Annotated in this window: 8 protein-coding genes and 2 CRISPR repeat arrays; of the genes, 7 read left to right on the top strand and 1 reads right to left on the bottom strand. The window is 68.6% G+C overall.

Going from position 1 to position 19,372, the window contains the following annotated elements; translation table 11 throughout:
* Positions 1–62 precede the first annotated feature (62 nt).
* The 7 genes from casA to cas2e are packed head-to-tail and all read left to right on the top strand — an operon-like array spanning position 63 to position 6,334.
* On the top strand, positions 63–1,733 hold the full coding sequence (gene casA, locus J5X07_RS06245; RefSeq protein ID WP_208479032.1) for a type I-E CRISPR-associated protein Cse1/CasA: 1,671 nt from the start codon (positions 63–65) through the stop codon (positions 1,731–1,733).
* Positions 1,726–2,412: a type I-E CRISPR-associated protein Cse2/CasB gene (gene casB, locus J5X07_RS06240; RefSeq protein WP_124934535.1), complete on the top strand. Its 687-nt coding sequence runs from the start codon at positions 1,726–1,728 to the stop codon at positions 2,410–2,412. The genes casA and casB overlap by 8 nt, the downstream gene beginning before the upstream one ends.
* A gap of 34 nt (positions 2,413–2,446) precedes the next feature.
* Positions 2,447–3,583, top strand: a complete 1,137-nt coding sequence (gene cas7e, locus J5X07_RS06235; protein WP_124934536.1) for a type I-E CRISPR-associated protein Cas7/Cse4/CasC — start codon at positions 2,447–2,449, stop codon at positions 3,581–3,583.
* Positions 3,580–4,293, top strand: a complete 714-nt coding sequence (gene cas5e / locus J5X07_RS06230; RefSeq protein WP_124934537.1) for a type I-E CRISPR-associated protein Cas5/CasD — start codon at positions 3,580–3,582, stop codon at positions 4,291–4,293. Before cas7e ends, cas5e begins: the two co-directional genes overlap by 4 nt.
* On the top strand, positions 4,290–4,994 hold the full coding sequence (gene cas6e, locus J5X07_RS06225) for a type I-E CRISPR-associated protein Cas6/Cse3/CasE (protein WP_124934538.1): 705 nt from the start codon (positions 4,290–4,292) through the stop codon (positions 4,992–4,994). The genes cas5e and cas6e overlap by 4 nt, the downstream gene beginning before the upstream one ends.
* 3 nt (positions 4,995–4,997) lie before the next feature.
* Complete coding sequence (cas1e, locus tag J5X07_RS06220; protein ID WP_124934539.1) at positions 4,998–5,936, top strand: type I-E CRISPR-associated endonuclease Cas1e; 939 nt, start codon at positions 4,998–5,000, stop codon at positions 5,934–5,936.
* On the top strand, positions 5,933–6,334 hold the full coding sequence (gene cas2e / locus J5X07_RS06215) for a type I-E CRISPR-associated endoribonuclease Cas2e (protein ID WP_208479031.1): 402 nt from the start codon (positions 5,933–5,935) through the stop codon (positions 6,332–6,334). Before cas1e ends, cas2e begins: the two co-directional genes overlap by 4 nt.
* 18 nt (positions 6,335–6,352) lie before the next feature.
* Positions 6,353–15,531: a CRISPR direct-repeat array (repeat unit 28 nt; unit sequence GTATTCCCCGCCCACGCGGGGATGAGCC).
* 47 nt (positions 15,532–15,578) lie between these two features.
* Here the strand turns inward: cas2e and J5X07_RS06210 are convergent.
* Positions 15,579–16,361, bottom strand: a complete 783-nt coding sequence (locus J5X07_RS06210) for a transposase family protein (protein ID WP_208479030.1) — start codon at positions 16,359–16,361, stop codon at positions 15,579–15,581.
* 110 nt (positions 16,362–16,471) lie between these two features.
* Positions 16,472–19,063: direct repeats of the CRISPR family, unit length 28 nt; unit sequence GTATTCCCCGCCCACGCGGGGATGAGCC.
* Between the last annotated feature and the right edge of the window lie 309 nt (positions 19,064–19,372).

The raw sequence follows: 19,372 nt of genomic DNA, 5'->3' as shown, positions 1-19,372 counted from the left end.
TAGCCGCTCGTTGTGGTACGCTCCACACCAAGCGATCACATTCCTCACGCACAGGAGACGCTGTGACTCCCTCCCCCTCCTTCTCACTCCTCACCCAGCCCTGGATCCGCTGCGACATGCTCGGCGGCTCCGTCCAGGAGCTGTCCCTGCGGGACCTGTTCGACGGCGAGCACCGGATCCTGCGCATCCGCGGGGACTCCCCCACCCAGGACTACGCGATCCTGCGCCTCATCCTGGTGATCCTCTGGTGCGCCCACCGCCCAGACGAGGCCCTGGCGGATGAGCAGGACCCCTACCGCTTCGATGACTGGTGGGAGCAGGCCCTCGCCCAGGCGATATCGGGGGGCAGGGATGAGGTAGTGCTGGACTACCTGGAGCGCCACGCCGAGCGCTTCGACCTGCTCCACCCGAGCGCGCCCTTCATGCAGGTCGCGGACCTGGACACGGCCAAGGGCACCCGGCTCCCGGTGCGCCGGATCATCCCGGAGGCCGAGCAGGACTACTTCACCATGCGCGCAGGCCGGGAGCTGGAGAGTCTCAACCTGGCCGAGGCGGCCCGCTGGCTGGTGACGGCGCAGGCCTACGACTACTCGGGCATCAAGTCGGGGGCCATGGGCGACCCGCGGGTCAAGGGCGGCAAGGGCTATCCCATCGGCCAGGGCTGGACGGGGCTAACCGGCGGGGTGGTCATCCACGGGCGGAGCCTGCGCGAGACCCTCATCCTCAACACCCCGGCACGCCTGGTGATGGCCCCTCAGATGCGGGCGGACCTTCCCGTGTGGGAGCGCCTGCCTGATGGCGCCGCCGAGCGCCCCAGCCCCATTCCCACCGGCCCCTGTGACCTGCTGACCTGGCAGTCGCGCCGGATCCGGCTCTTCACGGAGGAGGGGCGCGTGGTCTCCGTCCTGGTCAGCAACGGGGACAAGATCCCCGAGGCCGGGGCCAATATCCTGGTCGACCCGATGACGCCCTACCGGTACTCGACCAACAAGTCCAAGAAGGGCTCCCCTGTCTTCTATCCTCGGCCGCACGACGCCGAGCAGACCGTGTGGCGCAGCCTGGAGCCGCTGCTGGTGCGCGAGGGCGTCGTCGTCGATCTGCCGGGCGGTGGGCGGGTCAAGGGGGCCCAACCCCCCAAGGCCCCGACCACGATCACCTCCCTGACCGAGCTGAGGCACGAGGGGATCCTCGGTGAGGAGCCCCTGACCGTCGAGCTCGTCTCGGTGCGATACGGCCCCCAGGCGGCCTCAGTGTCCCAGGTGGTGAGCACCTCCGTGGAGCTGCCCCATGCCGTCCTGGCCTCCCGCAACCCTCTACTTGCAGAGACTCTCGTGGAGGCCGGCCGACGCGCCCGGGAGGCCGCCGTGCGCTACGGCCGCTACGCCGGCAATCTCCTGGTGGCCGCGGGCGGGGACTACGTCTACCAGGCGGGGGCTGCCGCGAGCGTGCTCGATGCCCTGGAGCCGGCCTTCCGCTCCTGGCTGGTCTCCGTTGATGAGCAGGATCCCGACGCCGCCCTGGCCACATGGTCCCGGCTCATCGAGCGCCGGGTCCTGGAGATGGCGGCCACGCTCCTGAGCGGGGCCGGCCCCAAGGCCCTGGCGGGCCGGGTCGTGGAGCACAACGGCTCCCCCCGCCTGGTCTCGGCAGGCACCGCCTTCCAGCAGCTCCAGCGCGACCTGCGCGCGCTTCTTCCCCACCCCGACTCCAGCAAGGAGGAGACACATGTCTGAGGCGCCTGTCCTCGCCAGTAGCACCGCCAGCCCCACCGGTCCCCCACCGCGCCCCCGGGGCAAGGCCGAGCGGCTCCGGTCCGCAGTCTCGGCTGCCGCCTCGCGCCTCCAGGACGCCTACCTGGGCCACGGCACCCAGCAGGCCCAGGCCCGGGCCCGCCAGCGCCTGGCGACGCTCCGCCACCGGGCGGGCCTGGCCCCCGAGAGCGACCCCTTGGTCTGGCAGGCTGCGCTGGAGGAGGTCCTGCCGGGCCTGGATGAGGACCTGCTGGGGGGTGATGGGGCCAGCCCCTATGAGAGTGCCGCCTTCGCCGCACTGTGCCTCTTCGCCCTGCACATGCAGTCTCAGACCGCACCCATGCACGTGCCCGGCCAGAGCCTGGCCCGCGCCGTCGGGCAACTCGACGCCCGACGCGCCTCGGAGTCCATCAAGCCCCGCTTCGACGCCGTCCTGGTCTGCCGCAGCCCGGCAACGCGCCTGCACCACCTGCGCAGCCTGGTGACGCTGCTGCGGGCCGAGCACATCGGGGCCGACTACGGGCGCCTGGCCACGGATCTGCGCCTGCTGGAGCTGCCCGAGCACAACCGGGTCCTGCTGCGCTGGGGCCGGGACTTCGCCACCGGCCATTACACGACGTCCTCGGAGGCTGCCGGCGGCACCACGAGCGATAAGAACTGACAACTCCCCTACCCCTCGAAAGGATGATTCCCTCATGACCCTGACCATCGACATCCACGCCCTGCAGTCCCTGCCCCCCAGCAATATCAACCGCGACGACACCGGAGCGCCCAAGTCCGCGATCTTCGGCGGGGTGCTGCGCCAGCGCGTGTCCTCCCAGGCCTGGAAGCGGGCGATCCGCAAGGACTTCGAGACCTACCTCAGCAAGGAGGATCTGGGCACCCGCTCCAAGCGCGTGGTGGACCTGGTGGCCACGCGCGTGTGCGAGCTGGATGGGGGCTATGACCGCGCGGCGGCGGAGAAGGCCGCCGAGGCGGTCTTCAAGGCCGCCGGGATCAAGACCGTGGAGCCCAAGGTGCGCGAGGGTGAGGATCCCCGCGCCCCGGAGACCGGCTACCTTCTCTTCCTGTCCACTGGGCAGGTGGAACAGGCCGCCCGGTTCATCCTGGACAATGCGGGCAAGGCCCCCTCCAAGAAGCAGGCCAAGGAGATCCTCGACCAGGGCCACAGCATCGATGTGGCCATGTTCGGCCGGATGGTGGCCGACGCCCCGGAGTACAACGTGGATGCCGCCGTCCAGGTCGCCCATGCCATTGGCGTGCACGAGTCCGAGCCCGAGTTCGACTACTTCACCGCCGTGGATGACGAGGTTGACAGGGGCGGCGAGGAGACCGGCGCGGGGATGATCGGGACGGTTCAGATGATGTCCTCCACCCTGTACCGCTTCGCCACCATCGATGTGCTGTCCCTGCGGGAGAATCTTGGGGATGATGCGCAGGCGGCGGTCACGGCTGCCGGCAGCTTCCTGCGCAGCTTCATCCGCTCCCTGCCCACGGGCAAGCTCAACACCTTCGCCAACAACACCCTTCCCGAACTGGTGTACGTCACGGTGCGCGAGGACCGGCCGGTCTCGCTGGTCAACGCCTTCGAGAGGCCGGTGCGCGGGGATGAGGGCACGAGCCGGCGGCGCGCAGCGGCCCGGGCCCTGGCCCAGGAGGCCCGCTCGGTCGCCGAGGTCTACGAGATGGAGCCCCTGGCCTCCTTCGTCCTGTCCCTGAGTGATCTGGGAGAGGAAATGGGGGGACTGGGCGAGTCGGTCAGGCTTTCGGAGCTCATCGACCGTGTGACCGCGGTGGTGCGCCAGAGGCTGAGTGAGGAGCAGGGGGCGTGAGCCGCTCGCTGCTGCTCCTGCTGCGGGGCCCCCTGCAGTCCTGGGGCGATGACAGCCGCTACACGGTGCGGGGGACCCAGGCGTATCCGAGCAAGTCGGGGGTGCTGGGGCTGCTGGCGGCCGCCCAGGGCCGCCGGCGCGCGGATCCCGTGGAGGATCTGGCCCGACTGTCCTTCGGAGTGCGCGTGGATCAGCCGGGGCGCGTCCTCAAGGACTTCCAGACCTCCACGGCCTGGCAGAAGGGCGAGACCACCCCGCTGGCACTGGTGAGCCGCTACTACCTCACCGATGCGGTCTTCGTGGCCGCTGTGGGTGGGGAGCCGCCTCTGCTGGAGGCCTTGGAGGGTGCTCTGCGCCGTCCGCGGTTCCCCCTGTTCCTGGGGCGGCGCTCCTGCCCGGCGGGCCCGGATCTTCTCATCGGGGTGCGCGAGGGCGACGTCGATGAGGCTCTGCGGGCCGAGCCATGGCATGCCTCGCCGGACTACCGCCGCAGTGTGCCCCAGCAGATGAGCCTGCCGGTCTTCCGCGACCGGCTGCCCGGTGAGCAGGAGCCGGCCTATGCCCGCCGTCGGGATGTGCCCCTGAGCTTCGACCCGGCGCGCCGGGATTACGGGTGGCGCGACGTCGTCGCCGCGGATCCCGTTGAGGTCAGTAATCCTGAGGGCTCGGCCGTGCCGGACCCGTTCTTCTCCACGGTGGTGTCCGCATGACGACCTTCACACGAGTCATGATCAATCCGGGTAAGCGGCAGGGTCGCGACCTGCTGCTCAACCCGCAGGCGATGCACGCGGCGGTGCGGGCGCTCTTCCCGCCGGATCTCCGCGCCGATGAGGGACGGGTGCTGTGGCGGGTGGATTCCTCAGGCGCCCACACCCATCTGCTCTACGTGGTCTCACCGGAGGTCCCCGACGCCGCCGAACTGGTGGAGCGCGCGGGCTGGGTGACGCGCCCGGCCCAGGTGGCGGATTATCGGCCGATGCTCGATGGGCTGCGCACGGGGCAGGAGTGGGCCTTCAGGCTGCGGGCCAATCCGGTATGCAGCCAGCCCCATGCCCAGGGCCCGAGGGGCAAGGTCCTGCCTCATGTCACGGTGGCCCAGCAGACGCAGTGGCTGGTGGACAGGGGTGGGCGCAACGGCTTCGAGGTGCTCTCCGATGCCGCGACTCCCCCCGACGGCGGTGAGGAGGTGGTCGTGCACCGGGTGGCTGTCACGGAGCGCAGGGACCTGCGCTTCGGCCGCTATGACCCCAGGCATGACAGGCGCGGCCGCGTCACTCTCCGCCAGGCGCAGTTCGACGGCGTCCTGCGGGTGACCAACCCGGATTTGCTGCGCTCGGCACTCATCAACGGCATCGGACGCGGCAAGGCCTATGGCTGCGGGCTGCTGACCCTGGCGCGCTCAGGGCTGTGACCCATGGCCGCGCCGAAGGGCGCTCCGCCTCCGGAGCGCAAGGAGCTGGTCAGGGTGGAGGACCGCTTGTCCTTCCTGTACGCGGAGCACTGCACAGTGCACCGCGACGCCAACGCGCTGACCCTCACCGATCAGCGGGGCGTGGTGCACGCCCCAGCAGCAACGCTTGGTGCGCTGCTGCTGGGGCCGGGCACCCGGGTCACTCACGGGGCCATGCGACTGCTTGGCGATGCCGGTGTGACGACGGTGTGGACCGGTGAGATGGGTGTGCGCTACTACGCCCATGGCCGGCCGCTGGCGAAGTCCTCTCACATGGCGATGGCCCAGGCCCGGCTGGTGACCAATCAGCGCTCGCGCCTGGAGGTGGCGCGCGCCATGTACTGCATGCGCTTCGCGGGCGAGGATGTCAGTACGCTGACGATGTCCCAGCTCCGGGGCCGGGAAGGGGCGAGGATGAAGCGGGTGTACCGGGACCTGTCCCGGCGCACCGGGGTGGAGTGGGACCGGCGCAATTACCAGGTGGAGGACTTCGAGGCGAGCGACCCGATCAACAAGGCGTTGACCTCGGCCAATGCCTGCCTGTACGGGGTGACGCATGCTGTGGTGGTGTCTCTGGGGTGCGTGCCGTCCCTGGGCTTCGTCCACCAGGGGACGGATCGGGCGTTCGTCTATGATGTCGCCGATCTCTACAAGGCCGAGATCGCGATCCCCGCTGCCTTCGAGTCCGTCGCTGCTGGCGGGGAGGATCCGGAGGCGGCTGCCCGTCGTCGCGTGCGCGACGCCGTTGTGGCCGAGCGACTCCTGCCCCGGATGGTGAGAGATGTGTGCGAGCTGCTTCAGGTCGATGACCTGGAGGCGCCGGATGTGGGCGACCTGGTGCTGTGGTCCGAGTTGGGCACGGTGAGCAGTGGCGTGAACTACGCGGAGGCTGAGCCGGAATGATGACCTTGGTGCTCAGCGCCTGCCCGGCGGGGCTGCGGGGCGACCTGACGAAGTGGCTGCTGGAGATCAGCCCCGGCGTGTTCGTCGGGCGGGTGAGCGCACGCGTGCGCGATCAGTTGTGGGAGCGGACTGTGGCGCTGTGCAAGGACGGCCGGGCACTGCTGATCTTCAGCGCCGCCACTGAGCAGGGATTCTCCTACCGGACTCATAACCACGAGTGGGAGCCGGTGGACTGCGATGGCATGCTACTGCTCCGCAGGCCGACCCAGCCGACGAAGCAGGTGCGGCGCACGGGCTGGAGCACTGCCCGCGCCCAGCAGCGCTCCCGGCGGCCCCGGTGGGCAGCGCCACGTCCCGCCACGACCAAGTCGTACCAGAACGAGTCGGATCCCGGGTAGACTCGCAGGTCAGCAAGTGTATTCCCCGCCCACGCGGGGATGAGCCCCCCAGGAGCTCGTAGGTCACTTCGCTGGTCGGGTATTCCCCGCCCACGCGGGGATGAGCCCACGACGTCCGCGGTGAACGTGCCGGTCACCGAGTATTCCCCGCCCACGCGGGGATGAGCCCCTATCCGAAAGGAGTTGATCATGAAGATGATCGTATTCCCCGCCCACGCGGGGATGAGCCTGTGAGCAGGGTAGGCGTAGCCCCATGTCTTGAGTATTCCCCGCCCACGCGGGGATGAGCCGCAATCCCTCAACTACTCCGCGGGCAGGCCGGCGTATTCCCCGCCCACGCGGGGATGAGCCGAGCCCCGGAGCATCGTGCTCCGGGGCTCTTCTGTATTCCCCGCCCACGCGGGGATGAGCCGTTCTCGTCATTCGTCGTGCCCCAGACGCTGAAGTATTCCCCGCCCACGCGGGGATGAGCCGCCTGCCCGCTCCAGGCGCGAGTGCACGTGACGGTATTCCCCGCCCACGCGGGGATGAGCCGGACATCGTGGTCACGAAGGTGGCTGCCTGACCGTATTCCCCGCCCACGCGGGGATGAGCCGAGGCCGGAGCCCAGGAAGCGGCCCTGCTTGTCGTATTCCCCGCCCACGCGGGGATGAGCCGTTCTCGGTCAGGCGCCCGCCGAAAGTCTCAACGTATTCCCCGCCCACGCGGGGATGAGCCTCCGGGGGAATCTGGGGTTCGAGAACAACTGGTGTATTCCCCGCCCACGCGGGGATGAGCCGATGAGTTCTGGCGCGCTAACATCCTCAGCGTCGTATTCCCCGCCCACGCGGGGATGAGCCTGCGGACAGATCATTCTTCGCGGAGACTGGGTAGTATTCCCCGCCCACGCGGGGATGAGCCGAGCCGAAGGCCGATGAGCCGAAGGCCGATGATGTATTCCCCGCCCACGCGGGGATGAGCCGGCCGAGCCCGTTGTCGGCCCGGCCCGCGACTAGTATTCCCCGCCCACGCGGGGATGAGCCGAGCCCCGGCCGATTCGTGCGCATTCTTGTGAGGTATTCCCCGCCCACGCGGGGATGAGCCGGCCTTGTGGTTGTCGCCGTCGGACATGTCCCAGTATTCCCCGCCCACGCGGGGATGAGCCGCTCGAGGACCAGAGCGTCGTCGATTGCTTCTAGTATTCCCCGCCCACGCGGGGATGAGCCTGGCCATAACGCGCGTCACAGCGCCGGTGAAGGGTATTCCCCGCCCACGCGGGGATGAGCCCTGCCCGCATGGCCTTCCCGGCCGCCCCGGAGGGTATTCCCCGCCCACGCGGGGATGAGCCCATGCGGCGCCCGACCATAACCGGGTCGGGCTTGTATTCCCCGCCCACGCGGGGATGAGCCCATCGCGCTCGTCGCGCTGAAGACGAAGCCCACGTATTCCCCGCCCACGCGGGGATGAGCCGTTCAAGGATGGGCTTGCCGATATCGACGCCGCGTATTCCCCGCCCACGCGGGGATGAGCCAGACTATGCTCCAGAAGCTCCAGAACCCAAGCAAGGTATTCCCCGCCCACGCGGGGATGAGCCTGCTCCGCTGACGCGGGAGGCGGCCCCCGAGGTGTATTCCCCGCCCACGCGGGGATGAGCCCGCGCAGAAGTTGGAGGATCAGTCGGTGGTCGAGTATTCCCCGCCCACGCGGGGATGAGCCGCCGGACCCGTCGGGCGCCGAGGACGCACCGCTGTATTCCCCGCCCACGCGGGGATGAGCCTCCACCTCGGAGCCATGGCCAGCGCCAGGGGCAGTATTCCCCGCCCACGCGGGGATGAGCCCTCGATGTCCGCGCGGTTCTGGCGGTTGGTGGGGTATTCCCCGCCCACGCGGGGATGAGCCCAGCTTCCCCGTGTTGCAGTACAGCTCGACCTTGTATTCCCCGCCCACGCGGGGATGAGCCGCCGACAGCGGCCAGCGATAGCCCTTGTATGGCGTATTCCCCGCCCACGCGGGGATGAGCCGACAGCGATGGTGGCCTCGCCCTTCACGCCGTCGTATTCCCCGCCCACGCGGGGATGAGCCCGCCGAGGAGGGGCTGGAGCGGATCAGGGCCCTGTATTCCCCGCCCACGCGGGGATGAGCCACCACGAGACGGGCTGCCTCGGACGCGGCCGGGGTATTCCCCGCCCACGCGGGGATGAGCCGACTCATATGCCCTAGTATAGGGCTCGGCCCCCGTATTCCCCGCCCACGCGGGGATGAGCCCTTGCGATCCTCTGCGATCACCTCGGGCTGTCCGTATTCCCCGCCCACGCGGGGATGAGCCCGCCCTTGTTGAGCTCGGCGGCAGTGGGCTTCCGTATTCCCCGCCCACGCGGGGATGAGCCGGGGCGGCTACCTGGACAGCCTCGGTGTTCACTGTATTCCCCGCCCACGCGGGGATGAGCCCGCCTCAACGTACGGCAGAACCCACTCGATCGCGTATTCCCCGCCCACGCGGGGATGAGCCGCAGATTGGTGCAATTCCCGAACTGGCGCTTACGTATTCCCCGCCCACGCGGGGATGAGCCCGCTTTGGGGCGCCCCCTCATTCGAAGGGCGCCGTATTCCCCGCCCACGCGGGGATGAGCCTATGGGTTGCGGGATTTGATCGGCTCCATCACCGTATTCCCCGCCCACGCGGGGATGAGCCGTACCTTCTCAGCATCGAGGGACTGTGCTCCATGTATTCCCCGCCCACGCGGGGATGAGCCGCCCGACCTCGACAAACTCGCAAGAGCCATTAGGTATTCCCCGCCCACGCGGGGATGAGCCGGCCAGGCCAGCAGCAGCATAGCCAGTAGCAGCGTATTCCCCGCCCACGCGGGGATGAGCCGGACTCCGCCGGCCCCTCGCTCATTCGCCGCTTGTATTCCCCGCCCACGCGGGGATGAGCCCCATCTTCAGCGCCGCCTCGGCCTTGGCCCCCGGTATTCCCCGCCCACGCGGGGATGAGCCGATCGTCTCTAACGAGACCCGCCTTACCATCGAGTATTCCCCGCCCACGCGGGGATGAGCCCGGTCTCGGCGCCACCGGAGCGCCCTACGGCGCGTATTCCCCGCCCACGCGGGGATGAGCCCCCCGACACCTGGGACCCACCGGATGTGGACAGGTATTCCCCGCCCACGCGGGGATGAGCCGCCCACCGGGCAGGTCTCATGGCCGTTCATCTTGTATTCCCCGCCCACGCGGGGATGAGCCCAGGCCGTCCTCGTTCAGCAGGCCGATCTCCTTGTATTCCCCGCCCACGCGGGGATGAGCCCGCGGTTAAGATCATCTCGAATGAGACCCGTCTGTATTCCCCGCCCACGCGGGGATGAGCCGTAGGTCTCGCAGTCAAGGAACAGCACTCCCCGGTATTCCCCGCCCACGCGGGGATGAGCCGGCCATCGCCGGCGAGTGGATCGCTAGCCAGACAGTATTCCCCGCCCACGCGGGGATGAGCCCCACAAGCCGACAGCCGCGGAAACTCGCCGAAAGTATTCCCCGCCCACGCGGGGATGAGCCGGCCCTGCTGGACATTCAGGAGAAGCGCCAGGAGTATTCCCCGCCCACGCGGGGATGAGCCCATCTGCCTGGAGGTCGGGTCGGCCGTAGAGGGGTATTCCCCGCCCACGCGGGGATGAGCCGGCTGAGCCCACCGTCGGCCCGGCCCGCGACTAGTATTCCCCGCCCACGCGGGGATGAGCCGCACCGGCGCTGGGCAGCCTCCCAGTCCCCCGGGTATTCCCCGCCCACGCGGGGATGAGCCGGCCCCAGCAACAGTGTCAGCAGACCGGCGCACGTATTCCCCGCCCACGCGGGGATGAGCCGGTGCTGGGCGATCTGCGAGGCCGCATTGGCGGGTATTCCCCGCCCACGCGGGGATGAGCCGCGCACCGCCCTCATCCAGTTAATTCCTTTAGCGTATTCCCCGCCCACGCGGGGATGAGCCTCACCATCGACTACGAGGTAGTCAGTACCGAATGTATTCCCCGCCCACGCGGGGATGAGCCCCTCTGCCTTCAGGGCGGCAACCTCCTCATGGAGTATTCCCCGCCCACGCGGGGATGAGCCGCGGCATAGGAATGCGCTTCGCCAGCAGTACAGGTATTCCCCGCCCACGCGGGGATGAGCCGAGATGCTGCGCGCCTGGCAGGAGGAGTACGGCGTATTCCCCGCCCACGCGGGGATGAGCCGGAGGGGCGAGAATGACTGTTGTCCTGGCATATGTATTCCCCGCCCACGCGGGGATGAGCCGGGCACGCCGCAGTTACCGCACTGGGCGTCCGTGTATTCCCCGCCCACGCGGGGATGAGCCCAGGCGGGAGAGGAAGTCCTCGAACAGTTCGGCGTATTCCCCGCCCACGCGGGGATGAGCCGTGGGGGATGCTGGGTGCGTAGTTATCGGTCCCGTATTCCCCGCCCACGCGGGGATGAGCCCGCCTCGGACTGCTTCAGGGCGTTGAACAGCACGTATTCCCCGCCCACGCGGGGATGAGCCGGACACGCGCGACAAGATGGAGGACTTGCGCAAGTATTCCCCGCCCACGCGGGGATGAGCCGGCCGTGTCCCTGGTGGGGCCCTGGGCCTCCTGGTATTCCCCGCCCACGCGGGGATGAGCCACGGGGGATTCCGGGCCTTCGCGGAAGAGAATTGTATTCCCCGCCCACGCGGGGATGAGCCGGCCCCAGCGCTGAGCAGCGCGCAGCCCCATGAGTATTCCCCGCCCACGCGGGGATGAGCCCGACGAGGTGCACATCACTATCTACGCCGGCTAGTATTCCCCGCCCACGCGGGGATGAGCCCCCCACCACCACCACCGACCAGGAGGACACCATGTATTCCCCGCCCACGCGGGGATGAGCCTACGTACACCATATTCTATAGCGGGGTTGGAGAGTATTCCCCGCCCACGCGGGGATGAGCCCTCCCGGTGGAGCAGGTCCAGCCGCTCCAGGGCGTATTCCCCGCCCACGCGGGGATGAGCCCGCGGCCAACGCGAAGGGCAAGATCACAGACTTGTATTCCCCGCCCACGCGGGGATGAGCCCTCGATGTCCACGCGACTCGAGCGGTTGGACGGGTATTCCCCGCCCACGCGGGGATGAGCCCTTGAACTGCGTCATCGCGGACGCGGCTGTCTCGTATTCCCCGCCCACGCGGGGATGAGCCGTTGGCGCGCGCCTTCTGGGAGGACCATGCGGTGTATTCCCCGCCCACGCGGGGATGAGCCGGAAGTGACCTTGCGGATGGAGGGCTGAAGCTTGTATTCCCCGCCCACGCGGGGATGAGCCCGCGATCAACCCGGTCCTGGGGTGGGTGAACGAGTATTCCCCGCCCACGCGGGGATGAGCCCTCATCAGGTCATCCGCCCACACCTACCGGGAGGTATTCCCCGCCCACGCGGGGATGAGCCGGGGCCCTCGACGAGCCCGGTGACCCACTGGCAGTATTCCCCGCCCACGCGGGGATGAGCCCCGCGCTCTCCATGGCGGAGGGTGTGGGCGAGGGTATTCCCCGCCCACGCGGGGATGAGCCCGCCCTTCAGGGAGGGGACCAGTTGCACGTAGGGTATTCCCCGCCCACGCGGGGATGAGCCGTCGCCGAGGAGCGCCTGCCCCTTCTCGATCTTGTATTCCCCGCCCACGCGGGGATGAGCCGGGGATTCGCCCCTTCTCGTCGGCCAGGGACTCGTATTCCCCGCCCACGCGGGGATGAGCCCGACGGCAGCATCGGCGACCCCCTCTCAGGCCCGTATTCCCCGCCCACGCGGGGATGAGCCCTTCGCCCCCACGCTCTGGGCGACCGCGCCCAGGTATTCCCCGCCCACGCGGGGATGAGCCGTCCACTGACTGAGCGGCCGAAAGCATGTTCTGGTATTCCCCGCCCACGCGGGGATGAGCCGACTGCTGCGGATTCTCGCGACGCCACCTCAGGGTATTCCCCGCCCACGCGGGGATGAGCCCACCGAGGAAGCGTATCGAAGTTGCGGTATCTGGTATTCCCCGCCCACGCGGGGATGAGCCGGTCTCATCCTCCCGCGTGTGCGACGGGTCGGCGTATTCCCCGCCCACGCGGGGATGAGCCCGGGCGCCGGGGCAAGCGCGGCCTCAGCCTGGCGTATTCCCCGCCCACGCGGGGATGAGCCCTACCTGGCCATCGAGGGTAAGCGCCCCACGCTGTATTCCCCGCCCACGCGGGGATGAGCCCAGGAGGAGACACCAGCGCCGCCGCGCTCGTGGGTATTCCCCGCCCACGCGGGGATGAGCCCGAGCGCGCCATGACCACTGACGAACTTGCGATGTATTCCCCGCCCACGCGGGGATGAGCCCAGGATAGGCCAATTGGGAACACTCTGTGCCCAGTATTCCCCGCCCACGCGGGGATGAGCCGCGCGCCCTGCGGGCCGAGCGCACCATCACCATGTATTCCCCGCCCACGCGGGGATGAGCCACTTGGACATCACCACCGAGGCGGGCCGCGAGAAGTATTCCCCGCCCACGCGGGGATGAGCCGGTCACGCTCAGGGCCGACACGACGGCCTTCAGTATTCCCCGCCCACGCGGGGATGAGCCGGGGCAGAGACCTGGACCGCCTCAGTGTTGACTGTATTCCCCGCCCACGCGGGGATGAGCCCCCACCCGCTGAGTCCTTGGCCTTCTCTCCAGCGTATTCCCCGCCCACGCGGGGATGAGCCGAATGGCTCCAACTTGGACATCACCACCGAGGCGTATTCCCCGCCCACGCGGGGATGAGCCGTTGATCCATGGCGGCCTTCGCCGCCTTGGAGGGTATTCCCCGCCCACGCGGGGATGAGCCCACACCCCAGTCCCCTGCAGTTGACGCCGGCGAGTATTCCCCGCCCACGCGGGGATGAGCCTCGAAGCGTGGAGCCGAACCCCGGCGGCCTCCAGTATTCCCCGCCCACGCGGGGATGAGCCGGCTCCGGGAGGCCGCCTGAGCGAGATCCAGCGGTATTCCCCGCCCACGCGGGGATGAGCCGGTAGGGCCGGAGCGCTCTGGGAGTCAACCCCGGTATTCCCCGCCCACGCGGGGATGAGCCCTGGCCCTGCCCCGGGGCCTGAACGACCTGGCGGTATTCCCCGCCCACGCGGGGATGAGCCCGCTACCTTCGACCGGGTCATGCTGAGCCTGTAGTATTCCCCGCCCACGCGGGGATGAGCCGCCCTTGGCCCGCCAGGCATCGGCCAGCCAGGTGTATTCCCCGCCCACGCGGGGATGAGCCCGGCCTCCTGAGTCACCTTGCGCCGGCCCCGACGTATTCCCCGCCCACGCGGGGATGAGCCGTTGCTGGTCGCGGACGTACCGTAAGCGACGCCGTATTCCCCGCCCACGCGGGGATGAGCCTGCGGCGACCCCATCCATGAGGGGGACCTACTAGTATTCCCCGCCCACGCGGGGATGAGCCGCCACCATAGACGGCGCCCTAGCGGCCGAACTGGTATTCCCCGCCCACGCGGGGATGAGCCGTTCAGCGGCTTGCCGCCGCGCTGGGCGTACCGGTATTCCCCGCCCACGCGGGGATGAGCCCCGGGATCTGGATGAGGGGCAGGATCGATTGGGGTATTCCCCGCCCACGCGGGGATGAGCCGGCCGCTTTCTCCGAGGCCGCCAAGTCCCTCCGGTATTCCCCGCCCACGCGGGGATGAGCCCTCGGTGCCCGTCGGGTCCCCGGTGCCCGGGGAGTATTCCCCGCCCACGCGGGGATGAGCCAACCCCCTTGCCCCAGTACTACCGACTCCTCACGTATTCCCCGCCCACGCGGGGATGAGCCCGCGGGCGCACCCCTATGCGGGTACCGAGGCGGGTATTCCCCGCCCACGCGGGGATGAGCCCCTGATGGGCTCCTTGGCGCTCATGAGCACGGTGTATTCCCCGCCCACGCGGGGATGAGCCTGACGCGGTAGTGGTAGGGATTTGTGTCAGTAGGTATTCCCCGCCCACGCGGGGATGAGCCAACGCTCACCTCAGGCTCTCCAGCGGCCAAAATGTATTCCCCGCCCACGCGGGGATGAGCCGGCCCTCCGGGAGGCCGGATATGACGTGCGCAAGTATTCCCCGCCCACGCGGGGATGAGCCCGCGCCATGACCACCGACGAACTCGCCACGCTGGTATTCCCCGCCCACGCGGGGATGAGCCTCCTGTTCGATACACCTATGCGAGGTGATGCTAGTATTCCCCGCCCACGCGGGGATGAGCCGGCCCAATTCATCTCACACACGCTGACCAAATGGTATTCCCCGCCCACGCGGGGATGAGCCCCCATGTCAAAGGCGATGTGGTCCATGGTCAGTGTATTCCCCGCCCACGCGGGGATGAGCCGGGGGGCGCCTGTAGGTGAACGGGCTGAAGTAGTATTCCCCGCCCACGCGGGGATGAGCCGTTGTTGAGCAGGTCGGCCCGGGCCACGGCCCCGTATTCCCCGCCCACGCGGGGATGAGCCGTCGACCTCATCGTTCTCGGCAAAGGGCGGAGCGTATTCCCCGCCCACGCGGGGATGAGCCCGACGTGCCCGCGTCGGACCCCACCAGACCCGCGTATTCCCCGCCCACGCGGGGATGAGCCTTCCGGGGTATCGACGCCGTGGTGAACGCCGTCGTATTCCCCGCCCACGCGGGGATGAGCCGAAGGCCATCGCCACGGTCATCGAGTCCATCGGGTATTCCCCGCCCACGCGGGGATGAGCCTGTTCCCCGCCCGTGAGTCGGCAGATTGACTTGTATTCCCCGCCCACGCGGGGATGAGCCACGGTGACTCATTGCGCACCCACCGTCACGTTGGTATTCCCCGCCCACGCGGGGATGAGCCCTTCGCGTCTCTGACGGTCAGAAAAGCGTGCGGGTATTCCCCGCCCACGCGGGGATGAGCCGGCCGCCAGGGCGCCCACCGTCTCCTCGATCGAGTATTCCCCGCCCACGCGGGGATGAGCCGACGCGATCACCAACGGACTCTGAGAGGAACACGTATTCCCCGCCCACGCGGGGATGAGCCCCGTCCCCATCTGCTGCGGGCATGACCCAATCGGTATTCCCCGCCCACGCGGGGATGAGCCGCCTGTAAAGCGGGTGAGAATATGCGTCTTTCTGTATTCCCCGCCCACGCGGGGATGAGCCTCCTCTGGGTTGCCATGCTGGGAATCACGTCGAGTATTCCCCGCCCACGCGGGGATGAGCCCTCCACGCCGATGATGGCGTTGGTCAGGGTGTTATTCATGTGGGGGTTTACCAGCCCGTTCTGTAGAGTTCGAGTTTGGTGACCAGAGTGATGATGCTGGGGAGTTCTGCCAGGCGGTGGCGGTAGCCGGTGGATAGGATTTTCCATTTCTTCAATGCGGCGATGGCGTGCTCAATAGCGGCGCGTATGGAGGATACAGCCCTATTGAACTCTTTTTCCCATTCCAGGCGATCTCTTCCTCGAGTCTTCTTAATAGGGGTCAGCGCGCCGTGTGTAGTGTAGGCGGTGTCCGCTATCCAATCGGCGCCGGTAAGGATTTCATCCCAGCCGCACAGGCCAAGTGCGGCACTGTCGTGGCGTGAGCCGGGCACTGGGTCTGAGACGGCCACCAGAGTGGCGTCGGTGGTGGCGGCGACCTGGACGCTCAGGCACTGGGCGTGGTGCTTACCTGAATAGTTGGCCTTCTCGACCTGCCTGCCCGCTGCGGGCCTGTTGCCAGTGGGGATCGGGGTGCCATCCACGAGCAGGAGGCTGCCCTGGGCCACGGCCTGGGCCAGGCAGATCCCAGTCATGGCCAGCACATGAGTCAGCAGGGGCACCATGCGCCTGCCGACCCTGGAGACAGTGGGCTGAGAAATACCGTACATCTCGGCGGCCAGGGCTTGGGAGATGTTATGACGCGCCAAAACTAAGGTCAGCTCCACCTGCTGCCTGAGCCCCAGGCGGTAGCCCAGCAGGCTCTGGCCCCGCGATTCGAGCACCTGACCGATACGCCGGACAAGCTCATCGACATCCTCATCGCACAGCCCCGTGGTAGACTGATAACGCATCGGCCGTCTCCCCATGAGAATCGAGTGTGGTAACCCAATTCTCTCCCGAGACGGCCGATGCACCCACTAACGACACGAACAAACCCCCATGAATAACACCCTCAGGCAGTGGTATTCCCCGCCCACGCGGGGATGAGCCCTGTGGCGGCACGAAGGCAGCGGGATGCACTCGGTATTCCCCGCCCACGCGGGGATGAGCCTTTCGAGGTCAACCGCCGCGTGGTGTTTGTCAAGTATTCCCCGCCCACGCGGGGATGAGCCCCCATGCACGGCCGTGCCTATCGAAAATGCGGTGTATTCCCCGCCCACGCGGGGATGAGCCGCTGGAGACCGAGGTGCTCGCGCCTCAGGCGAAGTATTCCCCGCCCACGCGGGGATGAGCCTCTCACAGAGGCCGTGAACTGGTTCTCCGCCCTGTATTCCCCGCCCACGCGGGGATGAGCCGTGGAACGCGGCGGTCAACGACCAGGGCTACGCGTATTCCCCGCCCACGCGGGGATGAGCCGTGGAACGCGGCGGTCAACGACCAGGGCTACGCGTATTCCCCGCCCACGCGGGGATGAGCCGGGTGCGGGCGATTCCACCCAGGAGGCCGGTGAGTATTCCCCGCCCACGCGGGGATGAGCCCGCGGCGGCCGCGTAGGACTTCCCCGACTTCTCGTATTCCCCGCCCACGCGGGGATGAGCCATCCACCAGCCTGCATGATTTCCGAAATCTCTTGTATTCCCCGCCCACGCGGGGATGAGCCGGCGCGCGCAATCTCGCCCACCTCCTCCATGAGGTATTCCCCGCCCACGCGGGGATGAGCCTCTCCTTCGGGTTGCAGGTCCCACGGCCCGTGTGTATTCCCCGCCCACGCGGGGATGAGCCCGGGTCCCGGGTGAAGATCGGGACGTAGCCGGAGTATTCCCCGCCCACGCGGGGATGAGCCTCCCTGCCCTGGCGGTATGCGTTGCATATGTAGAGTATTCCCCGCCCACGCGGGGATGAGCCCACCGAGGGCTACGACGGCCTCGCGTCCTTCTCGTATTCCCCGCCCACGCGGGGATGAGCCCCTGTTCATGCTGGTGCTGGGTCAGACCACGCAGTATTCCCCGCCCACGCGGGGATGAGCCGTTGTTTGTCGTGGACGTGCCGTAGGCGACTCCGTATTCCCCGCCCACGCGGGGATGAGCCGATCGGGACGTAGCCGGCCGAGGATGGGAGCACGTATTCCCCGCCCACGCGGGGATGAGCCCTGGCTCTGCCCAGGGGCCTGAACGAGCTGGCAGTATTCCCCGCCCACGCGGGGATGAGCCGTTTGCACGGCCCGGCGTACACGGTGACAGGCGGTATTCCCCGCCCACGCGGGGATGAGCCCCAGGCCCAGCCCAGCGTGTGCTCGGGTAGCGAGTATTCCCCGCCCACGCGGGGATGAGCCTCGCCCTCAGGGGCCGTGGGAGCGCCCTCAGGGGTATTCCCCGCCCACGCGGGGATGAGCCCGACGCGGTCCCCGACGCCTGATCCGCATCCACGTATTCCCCGCCCACGCGGGGATGAGCCGCGCACCGCCACCCGCGACAAGATCTACAACAGGTATTCCCCGCCCACGCGGGGATGAGCCCATCGGCTCCGCCGGCTCCTCCACCGTCTCCGAGTATTCCCCGCCCACGCGGGGATGAGCCGTTCGGTGAGGTTGAAGCCCATCTCCGTCAGGGGTATTCCCCGCCCACGCGGGGATGAGCCCCTGAAGGACCTCAACAGCGCCTTCCACGAGACGTATTCCCCGCCCACGCGGGGATGAGCCCGTTTCCGCGTTTCCGCCGGCGACCGCGTTGAGGTATTCCCCGCCCACGCGGGGATGAGCCAGCCCACAGGGCCCTCAGCGCCGGGGCGATGATGTATTCCCCGCCCACGCGGGGATGAGCCGAAGACTCCGTACTCGGCAGGGACGGCCTTGACGTATTCCCCGCCCACGCGGGGATGAGCCGTCGGAGTAAGACATGGGGGACGTCAGGAGGAAGTATTCCCCGCCCACGCGGGGATGAGCCGAGGTCGTTCACCGCGTTGTCGTTGACCTGGGCGTATTCCCCGCCCACGCGGGGATGAGCCCGCCGAGCAGTACGTCGTCAGCGTGACCCCCTCGTATTCCCCGCCCACGCGGGGATGAGCCGCATTAGCGCGTTCTGCGACTACCCAGAATGCAGTATTCCCCGCCCACGCGGGGATGAGCCGTCCTCGCTGCGGGCGTTGGTGAGCATGCCGAGGTATTCCCCGCCCACGCGGGGATGAGCCCAGTACGGGCACAGGCCTTCATTTCTGGCCTGGGTATTCCCCGCCCACGCGGGGATGAGCCGGCATCCGCGCCGCCCTCGCCGATGACCTCGGCGTATTCCCCGCCCACGCGGGGATGAGCCCCTGTCCCGGCTGCGGGACATCGTTGGGGGCATGTATTCCCCGCCCACGCGGGGATGAGCCCTCCTGTGCGCTGCGCCCCCGCCAACGGAACCCGTATTCCCCGCCCACGCGGGGATGAGCCTCCCGCGACCCGTATTTCGTCAACCCAAGGAAGGTATTCCCCGCCCACGCGGGGATGAGCCGTAGTGGTGTTGGTGCGAGGGTTCCTCAGTAGCGTATTCCCCGCCCACGCGGGGATGAGCCCAGCATGGGCCAGACCATGCCCGATAGCGAGATGTATTCCCCGCCCACGCGGGGATTCCCCTCCCATGACCTGCGTATTCCCCGCCCACGCGGGTGAGCCCAAGGTCTGCCGCGACATGGGCGCCGGTGCGGTACACTTGAGTCAGAAGAGGGGGAATCTCGTGCAAGCTCTGAGATAACGGGCCGTCGGAACGCGCGAGCCTACCCCGCTTCTTCACGCCCCAGCAGTGTTCCCCCACCCACGGGTGCGTCTCGTAGTGTGGTGGCAATTCCTGCGGGCCTGGCCGGCGAGGGTGGCTGGGGTGGGCATCGTGGGAGCCCAGCTGTTCGACCAAGAATCACTAGGAGTGTCCCACGATGCCCAAGAACC

It is taken from the genome of Actinomyces bowdenii, assembly GCF_017592395.1.
Classification (GTDB): domain Bacteria; phylum Actinomycetota; class Actinomycetes; order Actinomycetales; family Actinomycetaceae; genus Actinomyces; species Actinomyces bowdenii.
Note: the sequence above shows the minus strand (reverse complement) of the source record. Positions and strands in the feature narration are given on the sequence as shown.